The organism is Dyadobacter sp. BE31, assembly GCF_031457695.1.
Taxonomy (GTDB): domain Bacteria; phylum Bacteroidota; class Bacteroidia; order Cytophagales; family Spirosomataceae; genus Dyadobacter.
This window is the reverse complement of the sequence record NZ_JAVDXA010000003.1, coordinates 76,440-98,203: the sequence shown is the minus strand read 5'-3', so window position 1 is coordinate 98,203 and position 21,764 is coordinate 76,440. Positions and strand designations below refer to the sequence as shown.

The 21,764-nt window shown below is 48.7% G+C and carries 23 protein-coding genes and 1 pseudogene; 12 read left to right on the top strand and 12 right to left on the bottom strand.

Annotation, left to right across the window (positions count from 1 at the left end; all coding sequences use genetic code 11):
• The first annotated feature begins 76 nt into the window (after positions 1 to 76).
• From J2Y43_RS16145 to J2Y43_RS16130, 4 genes are all read left to right on the top strand, one after another.
• Complete coding sequence (locus J2Y43_RS16145) at positions 77 to 1,150, top strand: M23 family metallopeptidase (RefSeq protein WP_309984479.1); 1,074 nt, start codon at positions 77 to 79, stop codon at positions 1,148 to 1,150.
• A 12-nt stretch (positions 1,151 to 1,162) separates the two neighbouring features.
• A complete protein-coding gene (gene bshB1, locus J2Y43_RS16140) occupies positions 1,163 to 1,891 on the top strand; it encodes a bacillithiol biosynthesis deacetylase BshB1 (RefSeq protein ID WP_309984477.1) in 729 nt (242 codons plus the stop codon).
• Positions 1,892 to 1,987: 96 nt separating this feature from the next.
• A complete protein-coding gene (gene msrB, locus J2Y43_RS16135; RefSeq protein WP_309984475.1) occupies positions 1,988 to 2,557 on the top strand; it encodes a peptide-methionine (R)-S-oxide reductase MsrB in 570 nt (189 codons plus the stop codon).
• Positions 2,558 to 3,447: 890 nt separating this feature from the next.
• Positions 3,448 to 3,897 carry a hypothetical protein gene (locus tag J2Y43_RS16130; RefSeq protein ID WP_309984473.1) on the top strand — a complete coding sequence of 150 codons (450 nt, stop codon included), beginning with the start codon at positions 3,448 to 3,450 and terminating at the stop codon, positions 3,895 to 3,897.
• A gap of 70 nt (positions 3,898 to 3,967) precedes the next feature.
• Here the strand turns inward: J2Y43_RS16130 and J2Y43_RS16125 are convergent, their stop codons facing one another.
• A complete protein-coding gene (locus tag J2Y43_RS16125; protein ID WP_309984470.1) occupies positions 3,968 to 5,032 on the bottom strand; it encodes a DUF6973 domain-containing protein in 1,065 nt (354 codons plus the stop codon).
• Between the two features lie 612 nt (positions 5,033 to 5,644).
• On the opposite strand from J2Y43_RS16125, the gene J2Y43_RS16120 reads away from it, so the two are divergent.
• From J2Y43_RS16120 to J2Y43_RS16110, 3 genes are all read left to right on the top strand, one after another.
• Positions 5,645 to 5,974: a hypothetical protein gene (locus J2Y43_RS16120; RefSeq protein WP_309984468.1), complete on the top strand. Its 330-nt coding sequence runs from the start codon at positions 5,645 to 5,647 to the stop codon at positions 5,972 to 5,974.
• Between the two features lie 236 nt (positions 5,975 to 6,210).
• The gene (locus J2Y43_RS16115) at positions 6,211 to 7,251 is read left to right on the top strand and encodes an aldehyde reductase (protein WP_309984466.1); all 1,041 of its coding nucleotides are present in this window, start codon (positions 6,211 to 6,213) and stop codon (positions 7,249 to 7,251) included.
• Between the two features lie 98 nt (positions 7,252 to 7,349).
• The gene (locus J2Y43_RS16110; protein WP_309986660.1) at positions 7,350 to 8,051 is read left to right on the top strand and encodes an AraC family transcriptional regulator; all 702 of its coding nucleotides are present in this window, start codon (positions 7,350 to 7,352) and stop codon (positions 8,049 to 8,051) included.
• 522 nt (positions 8,052 to 8,573) lie between these two features.
• Here the strand turns inward: J2Y43_RS16110 and J2Y43_RS33595 are convergent.
• The 5 genes and pseudogenes from J2Y43_RS33595 to J2Y43_RS16085 all read right to left on the bottom strand — a co-directional run.
• Positions 8,574 to 8,779: pseudogene (locus tag J2Y43_RS33595) on the bottom strand (alcohol dehydrogenase catalytic domain-containing protein); the annotation flags it as partial.
• Between the two features lie 109 nt (positions 8,780 to 8,888).
• Positions 8,889 to 9,749 (bottom strand): NAD(P)-dependent oxidoreductase, encoded by an 861-nt coding sequence (locus J2Y43_RS16100; protein WP_309984464.1) that lies wholly within the window; start codon positions 9,747 to 9,749, stop codon positions 8,889 to 8,891.
• An 85-nt stretch (positions 9,750 to 9,834) separates the two neighbouring features.
• Positions 9,835 to 10,698 (bottom strand): helix-turn-helix domain-containing protein, encoded by an 864-nt coding sequence (locus tag J2Y43_RS16095; protein ID WP_309984462.1) that lies wholly within the window; start codon positions 10,696 to 10,698, stop codon positions 9,835 to 9,837.
• A gap of 65 nt (positions 10,699 to 10,763) precedes the next feature.
• On the bottom strand, positions 10,764 to 11,684 hold the full coding sequence (locus J2Y43_RS16090) for a helix-turn-helix domain-containing protein (RefSeq protein ID WP_409014458.1): 921 nt from the start codon (positions 11,682 to 11,684) through the stop codon (positions 10,764 to 10,766).
• A 61-nt stretch (positions 11,685 to 11,745) separates the two neighbouring features.
• Positions 11,746 to 12,519, bottom strand: coding sequence for an SDR family NAD(P)-dependent oxidoreductase (locus tag J2Y43_RS16085; RefSeq protein ID WP_309984458.1), 774 nt, complete (start codon positions 12,517 to 12,519; stop codon positions 11,746 to 11,748).
• Positions 12,520 to 12,709: 190 nt separating this feature from the next.
• On the opposite strand from J2Y43_RS16085, the gene J2Y43_RS16080 reads away from it, so the two are divergent.
• Positions 12,710 to 13,081: a nuclear transport factor 2 family protein gene (locus J2Y43_RS16080; RefSeq protein WP_309984456.1), complete on the top strand. Its 372-nt coding sequence runs from the start codon at positions 12,710 to 12,712 to the stop codon at positions 13,079 to 13,081.
• 13 nt (positions 13,082 to 13,094) lie between these two features.
• Here the strand turns inward: J2Y43_RS16080 and J2Y43_RS16075 are convergent, their stop codons facing one another.
• Positions 13,095 to 13,682, bottom strand: coding sequence for a Crp/Fnr family transcriptional regulator (locus tag J2Y43_RS16075; RefSeq protein ID WP_309984455.1), 588 nt, complete (start codon positions 13,680 to 13,682; stop codon positions 13,095 to 13,097).
• 132 nt (positions 13,683 to 13,814) lie between these two features.
• Between J2Y43_RS16075 and J2Y43_RS16070 the strand changes: the two genes are divergently transcribed.
• Complete coding sequence (locus J2Y43_RS16070; RefSeq protein WP_309984453.1) at positions 13,815 to 14,798, top strand: quinone oxidoreductase; 984 nt, start codon at positions 13,815 to 13,817, stop codon at positions 14,796 to 14,798.
• A gap of 136 nt (positions 14,799 to 14,934) precedes the next feature.
• Complete coding sequence (locus J2Y43_RS16065) at positions 14,935 to 15,258, top strand: SDR family oxidoreductase (protein ID WP_309984451.1); 324 nt, start codon at positions 14,935 to 14,937, stop codon at positions 15,256 to 15,258.
• A 66-nt stretch (positions 15,259 to 15,324) separates the two neighbouring features.
• Here the strand turns inward: J2Y43_RS16065 and J2Y43_RS16060 are convergent, their stop codons facing one another.
• The 5 genes from J2Y43_RS16060 to J2Y43_RS16040 all read right to left on the bottom strand — a co-directional run bounded on the left by J2Y43_RS16060 (position 15,325) and on the right by J2Y43_RS16040 (position 19,555).
• A complete protein-coding gene (locus J2Y43_RS16060; protein ID WP_309984449.1) occupies positions 15,325 to 16,431 on the bottom strand; it encodes an alkene reductase in 1,107 nt (368 codons plus the stop codon).
• A gap of 26 nt (positions 16,432 to 16,457) precedes the next feature.
• A complete protein-coding gene (locus J2Y43_RS16055) occupies positions 16,458 to 17,351 on the bottom strand; it encodes an SDR family NAD(P)-dependent oxidoreductase (RefSeq protein ID WP_309984447.1) in 894 nt (297 codons plus the stop codon).
• Between the two features lie 72 nt (positions 17,352 to 17,423).
• Positions 17,424 to 18,368 (bottom strand): NAD(P)-dependent alcohol dehydrogenase, encoded by a 945-nt coding sequence (locus tag J2Y43_RS16050; protein ID WP_309984445.1) that lies wholly within the window; start codon positions 18,366 to 18,368, stop codon positions 17,424 to 17,426.
• 108 nt (positions 18,369 to 18,476) lie between these two features.
• Positions 18,477 to 19,217, bottom strand: coding sequence for an AraC family transcriptional regulator (locus J2Y43_RS16045; RefSeq protein WP_309984443.1), 741 nt, complete (start codon positions 19,215 to 19,217; stop codon positions 18,477 to 18,479).
• Positions 19,214 to 19,555: a helix-turn-helix domain-containing protein gene (locus J2Y43_RS16040; RefSeq protein WP_309984441.1), complete on the bottom strand. Its 342-nt coding sequence runs from the start codon at positions 19,553 to 19,555 to the stop codon at positions 19,214 to 19,216. The genes J2Y43_RS16045 and J2Y43_RS16040 overlap by 4 nt, the downstream gene beginning before the upstream one ends.
• 376 nt (positions 19,556 to 19,931) lie before the next feature.
• Here J2Y43_RS16040 and J2Y43_RS16035 point away from each other — a divergent pair, with 376 nt between their 5' ends.
• Together J2Y43_RS16035 and J2Y43_RS16030 are read left to right on the top strand one after the other, a co-directional pair.
• Positions 19,932 to 20,732 (top strand): SDR family oxidoreductase, encoded by an 801-nt coding sequence (locus tag J2Y43_RS16035; RefSeq protein ID WP_309984439.1) that lies wholly within the window; start codon positions 19,932 to 19,934, stop codon positions 20,730 to 20,732.
• 60 nt (positions 20,733 to 20,792) lie between these two features.
• Positions 20,793 to 21,710, top strand: coding sequence for a helix-turn-helix transcriptional regulator (locus tag J2Y43_RS16030; RefSeq protein WP_309984437.1), 918 nt, complete (start codon positions 20,793 to 20,795; stop codon positions 21,708 to 21,710).
• The last annotated feature ends 54 nt before the right edge of the window (positions 21,711 to 21,764 follow it).

The following is a 21,764-nucleotide window of genomic DNA, read 5'->3' as shown; positions in this document are numbered from 1 at the left end:
CAATCGCACAACCCCTAAAAGGATCAGGCTACGCTGAATAATAAGCACCAGCGTAGTCTGATTTGGTATTATACTTATGAAAGTAAAGCTTATTGTCTGTTTGCTAATGGCCGTGTGTCTGATCTCCTGGAACACGCAAGCGCAAGAGCGAGGAAAATTCCGAAGAAATCCCAAGATCAACCAGTCGGGCAATAATGCCAACGATGGCCCGACCACCAAAGCAACACCTCAGCCTGAGGACGAATACGAGGTAGAAACTTCCAACCTGAAATTCCAAAGCCAGTTCGAGCCGGTCAAGCCGCTGAACCCCGTCGTGAATGAAGATACCACCACCATTGACGAAGGGGAAACCGAAGTAGTGATCGCCGAAGATTCTGTGCTTGTTGCGGATGAATGGGTAAAGGCTGCCGAGTATTACGTGATCTGGGATGCCCGCACAATCAACCCCTACGGCCTCAAAGCAGAAGATTTCGATGAGCCGGTAGATCTTAAATTGTACGACCAGGCGGCCAACCGCATGTGGTCGGCGCCGATGGACCGTACGCCCGTAACTTCCCATTTTGCCTACCGCTGGGGCCGCTGGCACAACGGTACCGACCTCGACCTGGAAACAGGTGATTCGGTAAAAAGTACTTACGACGGAATGGTCCGTATCGTAGCCTGGGATGGCAGCGGATATGGCCGTTTTGTGGTCGTAAGGCATTATAATGGATTGGAAACGCTGTATGGTCACCTCTCCAAACAAATGGTAGAATCGGGCCAGCTGGTAAAAGCCGGCGAAGTGATCGGTTTGGGAGGAAACACAGGCCGCAGCTCCGGTTCGCATTTGCATTACGAGAACCGCTACGAAGGTAACCCGTTCGATCCCGAGCATATATTCGATTGGCCAAGTGCTGCCATCAAGTCGGACCACTTCCTGCTCACCAGTGCAGCCTGGAGCCATATTCGCGGCAAATCGACCAAAAGTGAATTTGAAGCCGGCGATGCGCCCAAGGCCTATTCCCGCTCTATTTTGCACAAAGTACGCTCGGGTGACACCCTGGGCTCTATCGCTTCACGTTATGGCGTGAGCATTTCATCCATTGCCCGCAAAAACCGTATGTCGACCCGTACTACATTGCGGATCGGACAGAAACTGCGCATTAAATAATCCGAATCTATCATGAAACTAGATATTCTTGCCATCACAGCCCACCCCGACGACGTGGAGCTGTGCTGCGCCGGTACGTTGCTCGCGCAAATCGCGCTGGGTAAAAAAGTTGGTATTGTTGACCTGACAAGAGGCGAGCTGGGTACCCGCGGCACGCCCGAGGGCCGTATTCAGGAAGGTCTCGATGCCGCCCGCATTCTCGGCGTGGAAGTTCGTGAAAACGTAGGTTTGGCCGATGGTTTCTTCAAAAATAACGAAGCGCACCAGAAAGCAATCATCCCATTCATCCGCAAATACCGACCTGAAATCGTCATCACTAATGCCATAGATGATCGCCATCCCGACCACGGGCGTGGTGGTGCACTTGTGGCCGAAGCCAGCTTCTATTCAGGCTTGCGTATGGTCAAAACGTACGACGAGCAGGGCAATGAGCAGGAGGCATGGCGCCCGAAACATGTCTTCCACTCCATTCAGGACCGGTATATCACCCCCGATTTCATCGTCGACATCACTGATTTTCACGATAAAAAGATCGAGGCCGTCAAGGCGTTCAAAAGCCAGTTCCACGTGCCCGAATACAAAGGAGAAGGTGAGCCCCAGAGCTACATTTCGTCTCCCGAGTTTCTGGAATTCATCATCGCACGTGCGCAGGAAATGGGTCACGCGATCGGCGTGAAATACGGCGAAGGCTTCACAACCGCCCGCAAGCTGGGCGTACGCGACCTGTCGGTGTTCATCTGACCCACGTTGTGATACTTTTGTTATAAAATTCGGGGAATTTGTTTGACCTGTGCAAGCGTTTTAATCGTATATCTTGAAAAAACAGATCATAAGCGCATGAAAAACTTCATTATGGCCGCGATCGCCGGAGTTCTTGTCCTCACGCTGCAGAATTGCTACGGGCAATCCTCTGCCGACCACGGCAAGCCGGCAGCAAAAGCACCCGAATATTCGCATACCGAGACGGCACCCGTCAAAAAAAGCAATGACGACTGGCAAAAGGTCCTTTCGCCGGAAGTGTACCGCGTAGCACGCCTGAAAGGCACAGAGCGGCCGTTCACGAGTGAGTACGAGCATTCAAAGGAGATCGGCACATTCTACTGCGCCGTTTGCGGCAATCCCCTTTTCAAAAGCGACGCTAAATACGAAAGCGGATGCGGATGGCCGAGCTTCTTTGAGCCGATCAGCAAGAAATCCATTGTCGAGGCTGCCGACAACAGTCTCGGAATGCACCGCATCGAAGTCATGTGCGGCCGCTGCAAGTCGCACCTGGGACACGTTTTCGACGACGGCCCACCTCCTACCGGCCTGCGGTATTGCATCAACGGCGTAGTACTGGATTTTGAAAAAGCCAAAACAGCCGAGAAGAAATTCAATAGCAAAAAGAAAGCGGAAAGCGGCAGTTGATAATCTCCACTTCACCTATATCCTGAACTGAACTTTTAATCTCATTCAAAAAGGTAGGAGTCCTGGGTGATGATCCCAGCGGGATCACTTAAAGCGCCTCAAAAGGCGCTTTTTTATTCAAAGAACTCGTTTTTGCGAGTTTTTAAACAGATAAGCATATTATTCCGGTCCAATTCCGGTCAAAATGTCTGGTAACCTTTTCGGTAACCTTCCTTACGTACAAAGTTTGGTTGCCTACCAAGCCACAGGCGTCCGTACAAAGGTGAAACAACAAACGAGAAGCATATCTCGTACCTTTCCCAATTAAATATGTCTTTTGGGTTGAAACGGTGGGTCAAGGTAATTTGACTGAACATGGCGAAAGGCTTAAGTTTTCGAGATGAAGCATTGAGAAGACGTCTGCTATTTCATAAATCAAGTTTACCGGCTTGACATAGCCAAAAATCCCTATACAGGCGCAGTAAGACGCGAACAATTCGATGAGTGGGCTCCGCGTCTGCCTTGAAATATTGGTCGTATTCAGACGGGAATCAATTTTTGGATGCAGAAACATACGCCCCTGTTTCCTGGGCTGTTGAGCCACTCGCCCATTGACGGACGTCTGCTAAGGCTTGGCTTAGGCCTGAGGGGTCGATGCAAAGAATGGTGGAGGCATTGATACGTAGGTAGCTATGTAAATAGTATTTTAATTTCATCGAGACGGAGTACCGCCAGGTAAATATTAGTGCGTCAGGGCGAATTCAGTGATTAAATTAGCACACCTTAAACAGATTTTGATCCCGCATCTTGATCTCTTATAAAGAAATTAATACATTGCATTAATCAAATAATTAAGCACATGGGACAAGCCCTCCTGATTGGTAGTAAATTTAACACGTAAATAATTTGTTATGAAAGTTAAAAATGTTCTATTTTTTCTAGGGGTTTCTCTTTTTGGGGCATGCACAAACGATGGCGTTGATCCAGCGGTTGAAACAATTAGTGTTTACGGAGGGTACGAAGTTGAAAGGGAAAAGGCATTCCCGAATCTATATAATTACTATGTAGCTAGTTCAAAGAACAAAGAGTACTACGAAGTAATTTCCAAAGGCGACTTTATATTAAATTACTATCCGAAGGGGCAACTTTTGACGATATGTGCAGACCAAGGTAGCGGTTGGTTGAGTCAATATAAAGATATTGACGAGTCAGACTTGAAAAAGTTTGTAGATGACGGTGTGACTTTTGATCAAGTGTCTAGATTTGGAACTTTGGATAACGACTTGGATAGTTCTTACAACTCAATCTTAATTGAAACAGACCCTTTTATTGAAGTAAAAACCAATGGAAGTCCTCGATAAAGTATATAACGAAAAAGGCGCTTAAATAAGCGCCTTTTTCGTTATATCTCTGAACTCAGTTGTAAAAGCATTATTGGAGGCGGACCAGATATTGCTGAACTCCGGTCTGTAAGTCAAATAGTTTGTTCCAAACATAATCACTATCGCCGCCATGTGGCGCTAATATTTGCGCCCGAGTATGGACCGTACTAGCATCTGCTTTACCTTTCATATTATTGATGATATCTTCGAAAGATGGCATCGATCTAAATGGTCCAATACCCCAGCTAGTTTCCTCTTTCATCCAAGTTCTTGCGGCCATGTTGTTGAAGAGGTCCATCGCCGACGCATTAGTTCTAATCTGATTGCCATTGTCGTCTTGTTCATGTTTTGAAGTTCCATCCTGCGTAAAATCGACTGCTTGATTCTCACTAGCCGGAGCCCCCTTAAGTATGTATCTGATTGACAGCGCGTTCCAAATAGCATGCTTAAACGCATTATTAGCTTCGTTATCTGCATCTCTTTGATAAACCACCACAGTCCAGTGGTTTGACTCCTGTGCGGCAAAAGTATAATGTTGCCCATATCCTGGATTTGAAAGCAAGTGATTTCGCTCTGGAACTGTTAAAGTTTCAGGAGAAATACCTCCCAGGGATCTTTTGTTGGCATTATTGCTTTCAAAAGTTATCACATCTTCGATAAGGGCTGGCTTTATCAACGTTTGATAATAATCGTAGATTATTTCCTTTTTGCTATTAGCATCCTCGGCAGTTTTGATCTCGGGGAAATCAAGATAAATCCTTTTTAGGTCATGCTCAGAAAAATCTTTCTCGTAGCTAACTTCAGGTATACTCTGAGTGTGTTGCTTCAAAATATCGTACAAACTTTCATAAGTAAGGGTAGTCTCTTCCGAGGATGTTCGTGATGAACTTTTTTTTGAAACAGCGTCGAAATATCGATCAAATTCTTCCTGAGAGTTGCTAAGTAGTTCCTTAGGGAAATTTGATGGAATGATTGCCTTTTCTCCTCTAAATTCAACGACTACCTTTTTAGAGATTTCGTATTCATTTGTTGTGCCAACTTCCGGTTCATTACAAGACGTGATACCGATTGCTAAGCCGGTAAAAAAGAATGCTGTTCTCATTGTTTTTTTCATGTTTTATAGCTTTTGTTCGTTCAAAGTAAAACTATATTATAACGGTTACATATAACACTATTCCATATTGTATTGGTGTTATTTTCGACCAATAGATATAAATATTCGACGAACGGTTATGTATAGGCCTTACGTTGTTCTAGATAGTTAGCCTCATGCCAATTTTGAACTTCGGGGCAAAAAGCAATGCAACTTTGTTATTAAAATTGTCTCTTTCGACTATCCAACTCCGATTGAAAACTAAATGGATGTTGACTGTTCCCTACTGCAAATACATATTCGAATGAAAAATAGTATTTGCGTTTCCGCGGTTACTGTAATCAAAATTCTGATACCAGTGCTTTGTTTAGCTCAATCAAAAAGTACTGCACTGGATAGCATGGGCGCTAATATGGGCAGACAGAATCGGGAAAGAGCAATTCATTAGGCGTTGAAGGCGGCAGAGGCTGATCCTTCTGAGAAATATTGGCGCTATTTGAATGCAGCGACCTTCGCCAGTCACAATCACAATGTCGATTTGGCCATTAAGTATGCAACATTGGTAGTCGACTCTGAAATAGCGACCAATGCTGGTTTCGGGAGCAGTTTTGATTGGCTACGCAAAGATAGCTGGTGGATACAATTGATGGACAGGGTGGCACATTGCCCCAACAAATTTACCGCGAATTGATTATGGATAGCCTTTGTGCCAATGCTCGCAAAGACCCCGAAAAGACCATAACTCGCATTATTAACTATTTTGCCGAAACGATCGATACCCGTTTGGATGGCATTTTTGATGGATGCAGAATCTTCCACATCCAACATGGTGACAAAGACGTTCTCCGAATTGCCGAACCTGAAGATGTTTCCGTAATCAGTACTGTTTTGTTCATTTCCGAGATTTTTAATTGTTGGACATTTAACTACATGACAAATGTCCAAAGAATCAAAAACCTGTAACAAGCCAAATCAGGGCGATGATTAGTCAAAACATGAATGGTGCTTCAAGTTCGTTTACCCGGATAAGCCCTTGCCAATGGTCCGGCGGTCTTGTTCATGTACACTGTGATCGAAGAGATCATGTTAGGAGCAGTACCCCCTATTCTATCCGCCTTTTAAACAAAGTATATTGCGCCTTTTGAACAAAACACAATGACAGGTTTAAAATGAATTTTGCATCATCCAAACATTAATAGATGATGAACACAAATTCAAATACAGAAAAATCAGTACTGGTAACCGGTGGCGCGGGCTTTATCGCCGTACACTGCATCCTGCAATTATTAAATGCCGGATATCGGGTAAGGACCACCCTTCGCGATCTAAACCGGGAACCGGCGGTAAGAGCAATGCTGCGAGAAGGTGGCGTGGAGGCAGGTGAAAGGCTAACCTTCATAAAGGCCGACCTGTCAAGCGATGCACATTGGGATGAAGCGGTAAAGGACTGCACTTACGTGTTGCATGTCGCTTCGCCGACACCGAAGCTGAATTTCAAGCACGAGGATGAAATGATCATTCCTGCCCGGGAGGGTGTACTGCGGGTGTTACGCGCATCCAAGGATGCGGGCGTAAAAAGAATGGTATTGACCTCGGCGATCGGTGCCATCGTTTATGGCCATCCTAAGCAAACTGCACCTTACGATGAAGCCGTCTGGACGGACACTACCCATGCCCCGGCTTACCAAAAGTCCAAAACGTTGGCAGAAAGAGCAGCCTGGGAATTTATGAAAAGTGAAGGTGGAAATCTGGAACTGGCAGTCGTGAACCCGGCAGCGGTAATGGGGCCGGTGTTAGGGCCGGATTACTCGCACTCCATTTACCTGGTCAAAAACCTGCTGACCGGTAAAATGGCGGGGTGCCCTAAGATCAACTCCTGTTTTGTCGACGTGCGCGATGTTGCTGACCTGCACTTGCGCGCTATGCTTGATCCTAAGGCCAATGGAGAACGCTTTATTGCTACCGGCGGCGAAAGCATCTGGCTGGCGGAAGTGGCAAAGATGCTGAAAGCCAATCTGGGCGATAAAGCAGGCAAGGTGAAGGCGATGCAACTACCGAATATTGTCCTGCGTATTGCAGCACTAAAGGATCCGATGGTCAAAAGCATGGTACCTTTATTGGGTATGCAAATGAACCTGACCAGCGCCAAAGCGATTGAGCTACTGGGCTGGTCGCCCCGTTCGCCGAAAGATGCGATATTGGCCGCTGCCGAAAGCCTGATCCGCTTAAATTTGTTGTAAATTGAGTTATGCAGGAAGTCGCCGAAGTTTTTATATCCTGTAAAAAGGAAGCCCATTACAGCCGGGAGCTAATGCTCCGCTGGCCTGCATTGGTACGCGTGATCTCGGGCGAGGTGCGGATTGCAGCAGCCGAACGCAGCTACCGTTTCTTTGCCGGCGATACAATCCTGTTCCCGCGTGACCAACTGGGCAGAATGAGCAAGCTGCCGCTGAAAGGCGAGCCTTGCGTGGCCGTCTCTGTAATCTTCCGCCAGGATAGACTGGAACAATACTATAAGGAGATTAAACCTGCGGCAGAACGCAGCCATGAGCCGCTGATCTTTGCAGATCACCCCCTGCTGCAAAGCTTGTTTAACTCTTTGCAGCCTTACTTCGTTTTGGCAGATGCGCTACCCGCCGATATTGCCGCATTTAAGGTGGAAGAAGCTATCCGCATTTTAAAAGCGATCAATCCTGCGGCGGACGGCTTGTTAGGATATTTTGAAGCGCCCGGGAAGCTTGATCTGGTCACTTTTATGGAACATAACTTCCGGTTTAACCTGCCGTTGGAAAAATTCGGCTATTTAACTGGCAGAAGCCTGACAACCTTCAAAAAAGATTTCAGGAATGCGTTCCATACATCACCGGGCCGTTGGCTTACGCATAAACGCCTTGAACTGGCGCACTATCTAATTGTTGAACAAAGAAGAAAACCTTCGGAAATTTACCTGGATACCGGCTTTGAAGATCTTTCTCACTTTTCATTTGCATTTAAAAAACAATATGGTTATCCGCCAAGCCAATTTTCGGGAATGTATTGATAGTTGGTTCTGCCAAAGTACTCTGCTGCTGATTCAAAGCTTTCGTCGGTCTCCTATATACGCCGGTCTATGTTATGCATGTCTCCATTATCTGTGTAAGGTCAAGGGACTAAGAAACTACTTGGCAAAAAAATTAACCTATTTGACAAGCTATATCCATTAAAACACTTCAACAATAAAATGATTTGATAAGACGAAATAAAATCGGGACACATCGACTCATCGATAAGCCGAAGTGACTCCTAAAAACGACACACGTGAGACAAAGGCCATCATTCCCTCATCGAAGTCGTAGTGCTGGTGCCCGTACTTCTGCCTGCCGTCATAATCCGTTTTGATGGATATACAGTAAAAATTGAGGGTAAAATACTGCAAATCGACCAGTCTGGCGTAATCAGCATGTTCATGTCGGAATACGCTGATTAGCGGATGTTTAGGCTTAGACAATCCGAGCAGCCTGTGCTGCTCGGATATGGAATGGATGAGGTATGGCTTGTTCACTGATTGAAGTTACAGGGTTTTCATACGACCAACGATCTCATGGCCTGGGACCATCGGAAAGATCCCTTCAAACCATTCGTTACGGGTCAGGTGAATATCGGTATGGCAAAACCGCAGTAGAGTATTTCGATCGGCACATCGTGCGCGCCGACCTCGCGTCTTTCAAATTGCCAAGGCGCTAGTGGCCTCTCTGCCGTTTGCGCCGCATATCCTTTTGCTGTTATCATAATATCATTTTATGATGCAAACTTAGGAAAGCGGCTTGCGGCCGCAGTTATCCAAATCCGGGTAAAAGGTATCCGAATTTTTCAATGCTGCTAAGCCTAGGGGTTATGGTTACAATATATCAAGATCGCGGGCCACATAGTAGCTTGGCACTAATGGACGGAAGCCGGTTTGCCTTCGAAGTTTGGAAGTATCCTGAACGCCCTGGAACGGGTCGTTTAGGGGGCCTTCTGTTTCCTCAAAGGTACCTGCTGCTTTTCCGACAGACTCAGCCAGTTCATACAAAGTGATTGGTGCGTCGTCGGCTACGTTGAAGATCTCTCCATCCAACCCTTCGATAGTGAGCAGCAGGACCAGAGCCTGCGCAACATCCAGGTGATGCACCATATGCATGCGTGATCCTGAATGCATGTTCAGCTTTTTAATATATGGGATAATTTCGGCGATGTGCGGGTCTTTATCACCGTAAACAAAGCCAAGGCGCAAGATACGGACGTCAAATTCCCGGGTTTGCTGCATTTCGATCAATTCCCTTTCTGCGGCGATCTTGCTGGACGAGTATGCGCGTGGATCGTTGATATCTACCTGTTCGTCTTCTTTTGCCGGGCGGTGGTAACCCGAACCGTACACATTGGAGGTGCTGGTAAAAACAAATCGTTTGACACCGGCTTCGTATGCAGCCTGCGCCAATGCGATACTTCCCTCGCGGTTGGTTTTCATGATACCTTCATTATCCTTAAAGGTCCGGAAGAGCGCGGCAAGGTGGATCACGGCGTCCATGCCAGCTACCGCCGCTGGCAGGGTCGCTGGCTCAAATAGGTCGCCGGTTATAGGTGCCGCGCCAAGTTCTATCAAACCGCCGGCCTTTGCAATGTCCCTGACCAATATCGATACGTCATAGCCTTTGGCTATCAGGCGTGGCACTAAACGGCTACCTACTTTTCCTGTCGCTCCTGTTACTAAAATTTTCATTGGTAGATGATTTAATAATGATAAGGCAAAATTAGGCCGCAGCCCGGCGGACAGCCAATCAATATCAAACCAATAACTATGATTTTCAAACCTTTCGGAAAATGTTCGGGGTGCTGCCTGTCAGGCGCTTGAAATAGTTATTAAAATAGGCAGGGTACTCAAACCCGAGCGCGTAGGCGATCTCGGCCACGGCCCAATCACTATGCTGCAACAGCGCTTTTGCCTCGGCAATAATCCGTGCGGATATATGCGCCGAAGTGGTTTTGCCCGTCGTTTCCCTCACAGACCGGTTCAGGTAATTGACATGTACATTTAAATGCCTGGCATAGTCCTGCGGACTCCGTAATCGGAGCGGTTCGTCGCTGCGCTCTATCGGGAACTGCTTTTCGAGCTGCTCAATGAATAGGTGTGTAAGCCGGCTTTCCCCATTTCGGAAGGTAGAGCTATGCTGCGCGGGCTGTATTCGCAGGGCCTCGTGGATGATGAGCGCCATGTAGTTTTTGATCAGATCTCCCTTATAAAGATAGTCTCCATCGTATACTGACAGCATTTTCTCAAAAAGGCCAGTCATAAATGCAGCCTGTTCTGCATTCAGCGTTACAACCGGATTTTCGCCGACCCTGAAAAGCGGAGAATCCTGTAAATCGCGACCATTGAGGAAGGTTTCGGTAAAGATACAGGCGTAACCACTGGTACGGTTGATACGGCGAACAAGCGCGTGCGGTACTTGCGGATTGACGAAAAAAAGTGCGGTCCCTTTGATGTCCAGTAGCTGGCCACCATAATTAATGGTCATCTCGCCATTGACCAAACCCATTTTATAGAAGTCGCGCCGACCGGCTTTGACCGGCAGATCTGTTGATTCCGGAAGGACGTGAACTTTAAAACCTTTAAGTCGAAGGTCCACTTCATTCAGCCCGGGTATTCCAGTTCTTTCTTCACTTAGCATATGGCAAAGTTAATAAAATCAATCCTTTACCAATCCTAAAATTGTTTTACCCCAAACGAATGTTTTTACGTGAACGAAGCCCTAAACTCCATTGGAGATTGATTGGTTTTGTTTTTGAAGAGCTTGCTGAAACTTTGCGAATGTTCAAATCCGAGCTCATAGGCAATTTCGGACATGCTTAGCTGTGTCGTGGTCAGCCGCTCTTTGGCTTTCTCGATTAATTTTTCATGGATGTACTGCTGGGCACTCAGCCCGATCAGCGAACGGAGCATATCACTTAGGTAACCTGGCGAAAGGTTCAGGTTTTCAGAGAGAAACTGAACGGTAGGAACCCCGTCATGCAGCGATTGCTGGCTGTTGAAATAATCATCCAATATGGCCTCTGTTTTCGACAGGATATCATCGTTGACTACTTTGCGGGTGATGAACTGCCGTTTGTAATATCGGTTGACATAGCTCAATAGCAATTCGATATGGGCGATCATGACCTCCTGACTGAATTCATCCACACGACTGTTGAATTCCTTTTCCATATTCCTGTAAATCGAAAGGATATTTTCCTTTTCAGTTTCGGATAAATGCAGTGCTTCATTCGCTGAATATGCGAAATAACCGTACTGCCTGATCTTACTTGCCAAAGGATAGCCCCGTAAAAAATCGGGGTGTATGAGCAGGATGTAACAATAGGTCCTGCTATTATAATCCGTGCTGCCTACCAATTGGTTAGGCGCCAGGAACAGCATGCTTCCTTCATCGTAATCATAATAATCGCGTCCATATTTTAGCCTTCCGTTGTTATCGGTGATGAAGGTGATCTTATAAAAGCTAAGCATGTCATAGATCGGCGCCATGCTTGTATTGAAGGGGTTGCGCTCGTTGAAATGGACCAGGCTGATCAAAGGATGTTGAGGTTTGGGCAAGCCAAAGGCCTCATGCGTTTCCGGGATCGTTATGAACCGTATCAATTTGTCTTCCTTATTTTTCATCATATAAATGTACCAAAACCCCGTGACTGTTTCCACCCACGGGATTTTAGCATCGTTACTATTACCACGGAACAATGTTGTCTGCTCCCGCATAATGGGCCGGTCCTGTAAAACTTCCAGTCGGCAGGTCTTCTGACAAGGCAACCCTTATTGGCTCGATGGACCCTTCTTCCACTGTATCGGTTCCCTGGAAATTATTGAGTGCCGTTGCGGTAAAACCAGGACTTACCAGGTGTACTTTGATGCTGGTATTCGCCAAATCGATGGCCAGTGAAAGGAAAACGCCATTAAGCGCAGTTTTGGACGCCCCATAGACGGCATCGAAAGCCGAGCGGTAAGGATTAGCAGGATTGGCATTCAAAGTGAGAGAACCCAATGCGCTCGACACGGTCACAATCCTTGCTGTCTGAGCTTTCCTTAATAGAGGTAAAAAGGCTTGTGTCACTGCAAGTGTACCAAATACATTCGTTTCCCAGACCTTTTTCATTTCGTCCATAGGCGCGATACTGGCGCGCTGAGCTCCGAGAACTTCTTCCATTGTGCGTCCCGGTTTCCCTGCATTCGAGATGGCCGCGTTATTAACCAGCAGCGTCAGGTATCCGGCTTCGCTTTGAATTTGCCTTACTGCTGCATCGATGGATTGGGAGTCGGTAATATCCAATTGAATAGCTTTTGACTGCTTTCCAATCTCATTAGCGGCAGCCTGCCCTTTGTCGGGGTTTCTGGCACCAACGTAAACGGTGTAGCCTTCATCAGCAAGTGATTTGGCGATCTGGTATCCCACGCCGGTATTTGCTCCTGTAACCAGTGCCACTTTCTTTGTTTCTGTCTGCATATCATTTTAATTTTTACACAGCAAAATTCCGTCATCGTGACACAGCGCTTGTAGCCGAAACAGGAAATGTTGTAGCCAAATTGAAGGTGCAAGTCTATCGCTTGACTTTTATCAACACAATTCCTTGATTTAGATCAAAGGCAGCTGCCACGGATACCGATAGTTTTGCATCGTACAAAACATAAGCAACATGGAAAATGCAGCACAACTTTTGGAAGACAGCCTCTTAGTTATTTGGAATGATAGAAACGCGGAACGTAGGTTGCAGGCCATGCAAAACGTTTACGCCACGGATATTCACTTTTACGAATCCGATCACGGCTTGGCTATTGTCGGTTACCAGCAGATCAACGATGTCATTTCCAATTTACAGGCGCAATGGCCAATAGAATTCCAATTTGAAATCACCAGGCCCGCAAGCGCAAACCATCAGGTGCAGCACGTCGCGTGGAACCTGGGCATTCCGGGACAACCGCCCGCCGCCAGGGGCATGGATGTGGCCATTATTGAGAACAGAAAAATTCAGTCCCTACATCTTTTCCTGGATGCTCCCAATCCATGAAACAAAGAAGCAGCTATTTGTAGATCGTTTTCTTTCGCACCCGGCTGAGCGTTTCGGGGGAAATACCCAAGTATGATGCAATCATGCTTTGGGGAAACCGCCTGACGAATTCCGGATACGTCCTGGCTAGCAGTTCATACCTTTCTTCTGCATCCATGCTGATCGCAGCGTGGATGCGCTTTTGTGTGGCGATGGCCCCTTTCCGGTCAATTTCCCGCACCATTTCATCGATGGCCGGAATGGCCACGCCGAGGTTCTTCATGTCTTCATGCGTGACCAGCAGCACATCGGAATCCTCGGTCATTTCGATGTAGTAAATGGATGGCGTGTGCAAATTGTAGCTCTCGTAATCGCCAAGCCACCACGATTCGACAGCGAGCCTGATAATCGTCTCCTGGCTATTTTCTTTCATCGTATACATTCGCCCGGCACCTTTCACGATGAATGCCATGTATTTACAAACATCGCCTTCCTGTAACAAGTACTGACGTTTCCGGAGGTGTCTGGCTTTAAATGCTGCTGTTATTTGCACCTTCTCATTAGCTGTGAGCGTGTGCGAAGATTTGGATTCGATGTATACAAAAAGCGGTTCGTGGGTCATGCTGCCAGTTCTTTCCGCTAAAAGTAAATCTCTCGGGTTGCATTGACAAATGTCAAGATGAATCTACTGCGTTTGTTAATGCATAGCCGGAGATGCTGTGCCAATTTTGTGATATCAAACAACAGACAGATCATGAACACAACACAAGCAAACGGCATAGTCCGGCTGACACGTCAGGGACCACCATCAGTATTGGAATACACCACCGAGCAGATTGGCCTGCCCAAGCCCCACGAAGTCCTGATCCGGCATGAGGCGATCGCATTGAATTTCGTGGACGTATTATTCAGAAATGGTAGCTTTCCATTGCGACAACTGCCTACGACCATCGGCGTGGAAGCGGCAGGTGTGATCGAGTCGGTGGGCAGCGGAGTGACGGGCTGGACTGTCGGCGACCGGGTCGGATACTACTTTTCCCTCGGGGCCTATGCCCAGCAGCGTCTGATCGACCCGCGGCAGCTGGTGAAGCTGCCCGATGATATTACCTTCGATCAGACGGCTTCATTGCTTGCCAAAGGGCTGACTGCCCGAATGCTGGTCAAACAGGCCTACCCCGTCCAAGCTGGTGATATTGTACTCGTACACGCGGCTGCCGTAGGCGTTGGCTCGCTAGTAAGCAGATGGGCGAAATCATTGGGCGCAACCGTCATCGGCACGGTGGGCAACGAAGCAAAAAAAGCAATCGTCGAGCCGTACAGACTGGATCTGGTGGTGGCGCTGGATAAAGAGGATTTGGCTGAAAAAATTCATGCTTTCACAAATGGCCGGGATGTCGGTGCGGTGTTTGACGGGGTTGGCAAGGCGACTTTCAGCAAGTCCGCAACGCTTACCAAACCGGGCGGTACCATTGTGCTTTACGGGTCTGCCTCCGGTGCCCCCGAAATCGATAGCACCTTGCTAAATGCAAGGCAAATTAAATTCTTACAGCCATCGCTAGGGCAGTATTTGCCCGATCCAGAAAGCGTTAACCTTTCAACAGCTGAGCTATTTGATGCCTTTCAAAGCGGCATTTTAGGAAACGTCACACCAACAATATATCCATTATCCGAAGTCAGCAAAGCTCATCTGGACCTGGAAGCGAGCCGAACTACGGGCTCGGTCATTTTTCGTCCCTAACATTTAACTTCAATACAATTGATTCTATCAATGTCAAGATTAAAAAACAAAACAGGCCTGGTTAATGTCCTTGCCGTCGCTCACACGGTCCGGACGGCATTGCCATTTATGAAAGACGGAGGCCGGATCATCAACATTGGCTCGACGGTGGCAGTCGCTCACCTTATCGGGGCATCGGCGAGTACGCCGCTACGAAAGCCGCTTTGGCAGCCTATACCAGAAGCTGGGCCAGGGATTTAGGAGGCCGAAAATTACTGTCAACATCATCCAGCCCGGACTCATCGACACCGACATGAATCCGGCAAATGGCGTTTTCAGTACTGAAATGCTGAAAGCCGTGGCACTCGGGCATTATGGCGAACCGCAAGACATCGGCGCGGCTGCTGCGTTTCTCAGCAGCTTCGATGTCCGGTACATTACCGGTGCTACGCTGAATGTGGATGGCGGGCAAAGTGCCTAGACAACCACAGTCATTTGGGCGTACTCGCAAACGCCATCGGGCCGGATGAGATAGTGTAAGAACAACCTAATAGTTGCTGGGAAGCGCTTCCATATCTTCAAGAAAAGGATAATCAGTATACCCCTGCGCCCCGCCGCCGACCATGGTAGCCCGATCCGGCTCGTTCAGCCCTGCCCCCAATTCAAATCGTGCAGGTAAGTCTGGATTGGCCAGGAATAATGTTCCGAAAGAAATGAGTTGGGCAATCCCTTTTCCCAATTCTGTTTCGGCAGAGGCCTTTTCATAGCCTGTGTTGGCGATAACTGTCTGGCGGATCTGGCGCCCGATAAGCGCGACTTCATCCACAGCCGGATAATGTGACGGCGAAGGAAAATAGGGATTACGCTTCATCAACTCCACATAAGCGAAATCCAACTTATTTAGCTCTTCGATCAGGTATTGATAGGTTTCAACCGGCTGATCTAGCACCATGTTGCCATAAGGGTGAAAAGGCGAAAGTTTAATCCCGACGCGGTCGCCGCCCACAGCGGCGAGCAACTCCTGCATGACTTCCAGGACAAAACGCGACTTGTTCGGGATGCTGCCGCCATATTCATCGGTTCGTTGGTTGGCGCTTTCGGCCAGGAACTGGTTGGGCAAATAGCCGTTGGCCGCATGCAGCTCCACCCCGTCGAATCCCGCTTCCATGGCATTGCGAGCCGCCTGGCCGTAGTCCAGGATCGTCCGACGGATTTCTTCGATGGTGATCTCCCGCGGCGTTTCGTATTCTTTTTGCCCCTGGGAGGTAAAATGCTGCATGCCCTGTATGGCAAGCGGCGACGGGGCCAGTGGCAACTTGCCGCCGCGGTCAATGGAATGTCCGGCTCGGCCGGTGTGCCAGAGTTGGGCGACAATGAGTCCGCCCCGTTCATGCACAGCCTGGGTCACTTTCTTCCAGGACCGGATCTGCTCATCTGTGTAAATACCAGGGGTAAACGGACTGCCCGTGGCTTCCTCACTGATCCGGATGGCCTCGGTGATGATCAGGCCTGCACTTGCACGTTGCGTGTAGTACTCAGCAGTCATCTGGCCAACAATCCCGTGGCTGTCCGCGCGACTTCTCGTCATTGCAGACATTACCATTCTATTTTTCAAAGCTAGGTTTCCCAGCTGTGTTGTTTCGAGTAATTTCATTGCTACAAAGGTTCAGAATTTGAAAATCATCGTTGAAATGCAGGCGCATACACCTCCCTGGCAAACTCTTCGGCGGTAGTGGCGGTCGTAGTAGACTCGTCCCGCTTTTGATAATTCATATAACCCGTGCTAATCGCGGTGCCCATTTCAATCAGATTGGTCACGAAATCGGGCGAAAAACCATTGCCGAGAAATACCTCTCTCACCTTCTCCACCGGCAGCTGTACGTAGGCCATATCCGGTTTGCCGACCGCATGCCCGACAATACTCGTCAGTTCCGCATAGGTGTAATCCCGCGGCCCCATGACGGCGTGGACGCTTTTGCCGCTGAAATCGAGGTGGGCCAGATGCCCCGCGGCCACTTGCGCCACATCGCGGGTGGCGACCATCGGGATGGCATGATTACCGGCGGCCACGGTTCCATTGATCCCCGCTTGTTTCACCAACCCGATTGTGCGCAAAAAGTTTTCCATAAAATACGCAGAACGGATATGCAGCACATTCACGCCTTCCAGCTGGTTGAGCCGCACTTCCTGCTCGCCTGTGCCGCCCATGATGCCATTGCCCTCGTGCATATGCGAGCCCAGACTGCTCATATTGACAATGTGCCGGATGCCAGACCGCTGGATCGCCTCGATTAATGTGCTGGTGACCTGCCGCTGGTAAGCCCGTGTATTTTCGGCTTTTACATTGTCCGGCAAGAGTACAAATGCACTGTCCGCGCTGGCGAAAGCCCTGGTGAGCTGATCCGCATCGGTGATTTCCGCCGCGATGATTTCGGCACCCTGGTCACGGTACGTTTCCAGTTTTTCGGTATGCCTTGCCACCAGCGTCACGTGATGGCCTTCATTGATCAGGGTTTGTGCAATTTTACTGCCTACCGTGCCGGTGGCGCCGAGTACTACGATGTTCATTTTCATGTTGTTTGCCGTTTTGATTTTGTTGGTACGATACAAATGTCCCCCGCTGCGGGAGGAAAAACTTGTATCAGATCACTGTTGTTCGATCACTACCTTGCCTGTATAGCCACCCCGTTCGGCATAGCGATAGGCTTCTTTGAACGCATGGAAAGGAAACACCTTGTGAATTTCGATATCCAGCCCTTGTCCGACTGCATACAGCAAATCATTGGTGTATTTTGTGGATGGATCGGCGAGCACGATCACGTGCTTTTTACCCGTGAACAGATTTTGGATCAATGAAGCAGGGATTTCTATGGGCTTAGGCGTGGGATTGAGAAATTTCGAATCCGGCTTCATGACCTGTTTCGCGTCGGCATAGCCCATTTTGCCGGACAGGTCGATCACAATGTCGTAAGTCTCCTTGCGTGACAGCACTTCTTCTGTGCGGTAATCGATCACCATGTCTGCACCCCACCTTTTCGCGAATGCAGTGCCGTTCGAGCTGGTCACTGCTGTCACATGGGCGCCTTTTTGTTTCAGTAGTTGCAGTAGGATCATGCCGAAACCACCGGTAGCGCCATTGACCAAAATGGTTGTAGTTGAATCAATGCGCCCCATTTTTTCGATGGCTGTCAATGCAGCGGTACCCACCACGGGAAGCGAAGCTGCCTGGGCGAAAGTAATGTTGGAAGGTTTTTTCCAGATTTGGGAAGCAGCTATGGCGATGTACTCCGCAGATGCGCCTTCCTTCATCATATTTTTGACCACACCGAAAACCTCATCCCCCTTCTTGAATCCGGGAACCGAGCTGCCAACTTCCTCTACTATGCCGCTGAAATCGGCACCAGTATATTTCGGGAATTTCGTGCCCGACATCAGTTTCATTTCCCCTTTACGGATCTTCCAGTCCATCGGGTTAATGGACAATGCCTTGATTTTGATGAGTACCTCGCCTGATTGGATAGCTGGCTTGAGAAGTTCGACCATTTGTAACACGTCCGCATTTCCAAATGCCTGATACATAATTGCTTTCATGATATTGTTTTGTTTTGTTCAAAATGATATCACAAAGGTGCGGATGGGTCCGCGGGCAAACTTGTATCAGATCACTGTTGTAACGATGGCAGAAGCTAATGGGGATGATTAGTAGATTCGGATCAGGTCACTGTTGTGTTTCAATGCTTTCGGCGGCATCCCGAACATCTCGTACATGTACTTGTTGAACTGCGGCAGGTCATAAAATCCGGTGTCGTAGGCCACATCGGTGAGCGTGCGGCTATCGTCGGAGAGGATCAGATAAATGGCTTGCCGCAGCCGCGTCCACAGCAGGTATTTGGACAGGCTGCTGCCTGTTTGCTGCTTGAAAAGTGCTGCCAGCCGGGACGGCGAAAGAAAGACGATATCGGCAAATGTCTGCGGCGTAATATCGGCTTGAAAATAGTTGTTCGTAATGTAATCGACGATTTTAACCACCCGTTCATCATATGCAGCGGCCGGAATGCGTGCCAGCAATGCTTCCAGCACATTGCCCACGTCCAGGCTGTCGGTGGATGTTTGGAAAAAAGTGTTCGAAACTGCCGGATTTTCAAAGACGACACAGCTTTGTTCCGTCTGAAACCGGCCCGCCAGTTCCAGCCCGATGGCAGAATACGGCTCTACATTGAGCACATTCAATGTGCCTTTCTCGGCCACACAGAAATGCGACACATGCGGTTTGATCAAAAACCCGTGGATGTTCTCATGCTTTACCCCATCGATGGTCGAATCGAAAGGTGTATCATTGGTCAATACAATCTGGTAAGCCGAATGATGATGGATCTCGACCGTAAGGTTACGGGCGATCAGCGCGAGGATAAAGGGATTGTGGATGGGGGCTGCTTTCATTTGCCCACAATTTCGCCCCTGAAATGCTTGCCCCAGTTCCGCAGCTCGTCCAAAAGTTCGCGCAGCGACATGCCCAGCGGCGTCAGCGCATACTCGACCGTTACGGGCATACTGTCATGCAGGGTGCGGGTTATGAGCTTGTTTTCTTCCAGCGCCTTCAATTCCTGCGACAGCATTTTCGGTGAAATGTCGGGAATATCTCGGTGGATTTCTCCGAAACGTTTGGTGCCGTAAGTCAGCGAAATCACGATCGGAATGCGCCATTTGCCCTGGATCACCTCCATGGCATCCCGCGCTGCTTTGAGCTCGTACTGGCAAACCGGTTCTGTACTTTTCATAGGGGTTTCAAATCGGCTGCTTACTTGCAGCAACTACTTGCCCAGAGGTAACAACTATCTTTTGGTAAGTGAATGTAGGTAGTTTTGTTGCATTGATCACCATCATCAAAGCAAAATCATGAAATATCTCATTCTTATTCTCGCAGTCACTTTCAGCACCACCGCATTCGCACAAAAGCACAAGCCCCGCACATTCCTGCTCGTCCACGGCGCATGGTCGGGCGGCTAGGATTACGCCAAAGTCGATTCCATTTTCAAAACAAAAGGCGATGTCGTGTCTCGCAAGACCATTTCGGCTACAACATTCTCCACATCCGCTACAAGCGCCGGCTGCGCATCACGGAAATTTGTCCTGCGAAAACAACAAATGAGACAAATGACAAAGACGATTTTTATTACCGGTGCTTCTACCGGGATTGGCCGCGCTACGGCCAAATTGTTTGCGGCCAAAGGCTGGAAGGTGATCGCAACCATGCGCAGGCCCGAAAATGAAACAGAACTCCATGCGCTGGATAACGTAATTGTGCTGCCCCTAGACGTGACCAACCCGGCGCAAATCCGCGAAGCGACGCAGCAGGCACTGGCTTTGGGCGATATTGATGTGGTATTCAACAATGCTGGCTATGGGTTGTTCGGTGCATTGGAAGCGATGACCGACGAACAGCTGGTGCAGCAGATGGATACCAATTTCTTCGGTGTCGTGCGGGTGACGCAGGCATTTATCCCCTATTTCCGGGAGCGGAAAGCCGGGCTTTTCATTACAACGGGCTCATCGGCTGGGCTGATGGCTTTCCCCGTAAGCTCGATGTACGATGCCAGCAAATTCGCGCTGGAAGGCTGGGCAGAAAGCTTGTCTTATGAACTGAACGAATTTGGCATCGGGATCAAAACCATTGAACCCGGATTGGTGGCGACGGAAATCGGGGCGAAGTCGGTGTTTGCCCCGCACCCGGCTTATGAATCTTTGATCAATAAATTCACGGCGATGCTGGCAACTGACCAGGCCCCGACGACTTCAGAACAAATTGCCGAGGTGGTGTATGGCGCGGCTACCGATGGTGCCGACACGTTGCGATACGTCTGCGGCGACGACGCCAAGGAGTGGTATGCGCAGCGCCTGGCCAATGGCGACGAGGCATTTCGTGGAGCGATCAAGCAATTGTTAGCCGCTGTTTAAAATCAAATGGCATGCCGGCGCAGGTTGGAACGATTTGCGCCGGCAGTCAATTATGTGATCATGAAAAGGGAACATCTCAAACCGCGTGTGTACCATTCCATCGCCGAAATGCAGCGTGCGTTCGGCCTGCCGCAACCGTTGCACCCGCTGATCAGCCTGCTCGACTACAAAAAGGTGCAGATCACGGCCGAAATGCTGGCAGAAACTTTTGCCATGGATTTTTACAACATCACCTACAACGAATCGGCGGGCTGCCGGATGCGCTATGGGCAAACCACCTACGATTTCCAGGTAGGCGGCATGTTTTTTTCCTCGCCGGGCCAGCCGCTCACGGGCGTTCAAGTGCCCGAATCGCCTCGGGGCTTTACACTACTGGTCCACCCTGATTTTTTACGAAACTATCCATTGGACGCCAAAATAAAGCATTATGGCTTTTTCTCCTACTCGGTTAACGAGTCGCTGCATTTGTCGGCTAAAGAGAGGACGATCATCGAAGGCATTGGAGCGAATATAGGCGACGAGCTCGAAACGGCGATCGACGACCTGAGCCAGGACGTGCTCATTTCGCAGTTGGAGCTGATGCTGAATTACAGTCAGCGCTTTTACAAACGTCAGTTTATCACCCGTAAAACGATCCATAATGCATTACTGGAAAAGTTTGACCAGTTGTTGAACAACTATTTCAACGACGAAACCGCCCTGCTGAAAGGCCTGCCAAGCGTCCAGTATCTTTCCGACGAGCTGCACGTTTCGCCCCGTTACCTGGGCGACATGCTCCGTGCATTGACCGGCCAGAATACGCAGCAACACATCCACAACAAGCTGATCGAAAAAGCCAAAGAAGTGTTGACATTCAGCGACCTGACAGTCGGAGAAATCGCCTACCAGCTCGGTTTCGAACACCAGCAATCTTTTAGCAAGTTGTTCAAATCAAAGACAAACTTTTCGCCCCTGGAATTCAGGGCGAGTTTTAATTGAGGCACTGAATTAACCGATTGGTTTCTGGTACGAAGTGGCGAAATGTACCTGTCC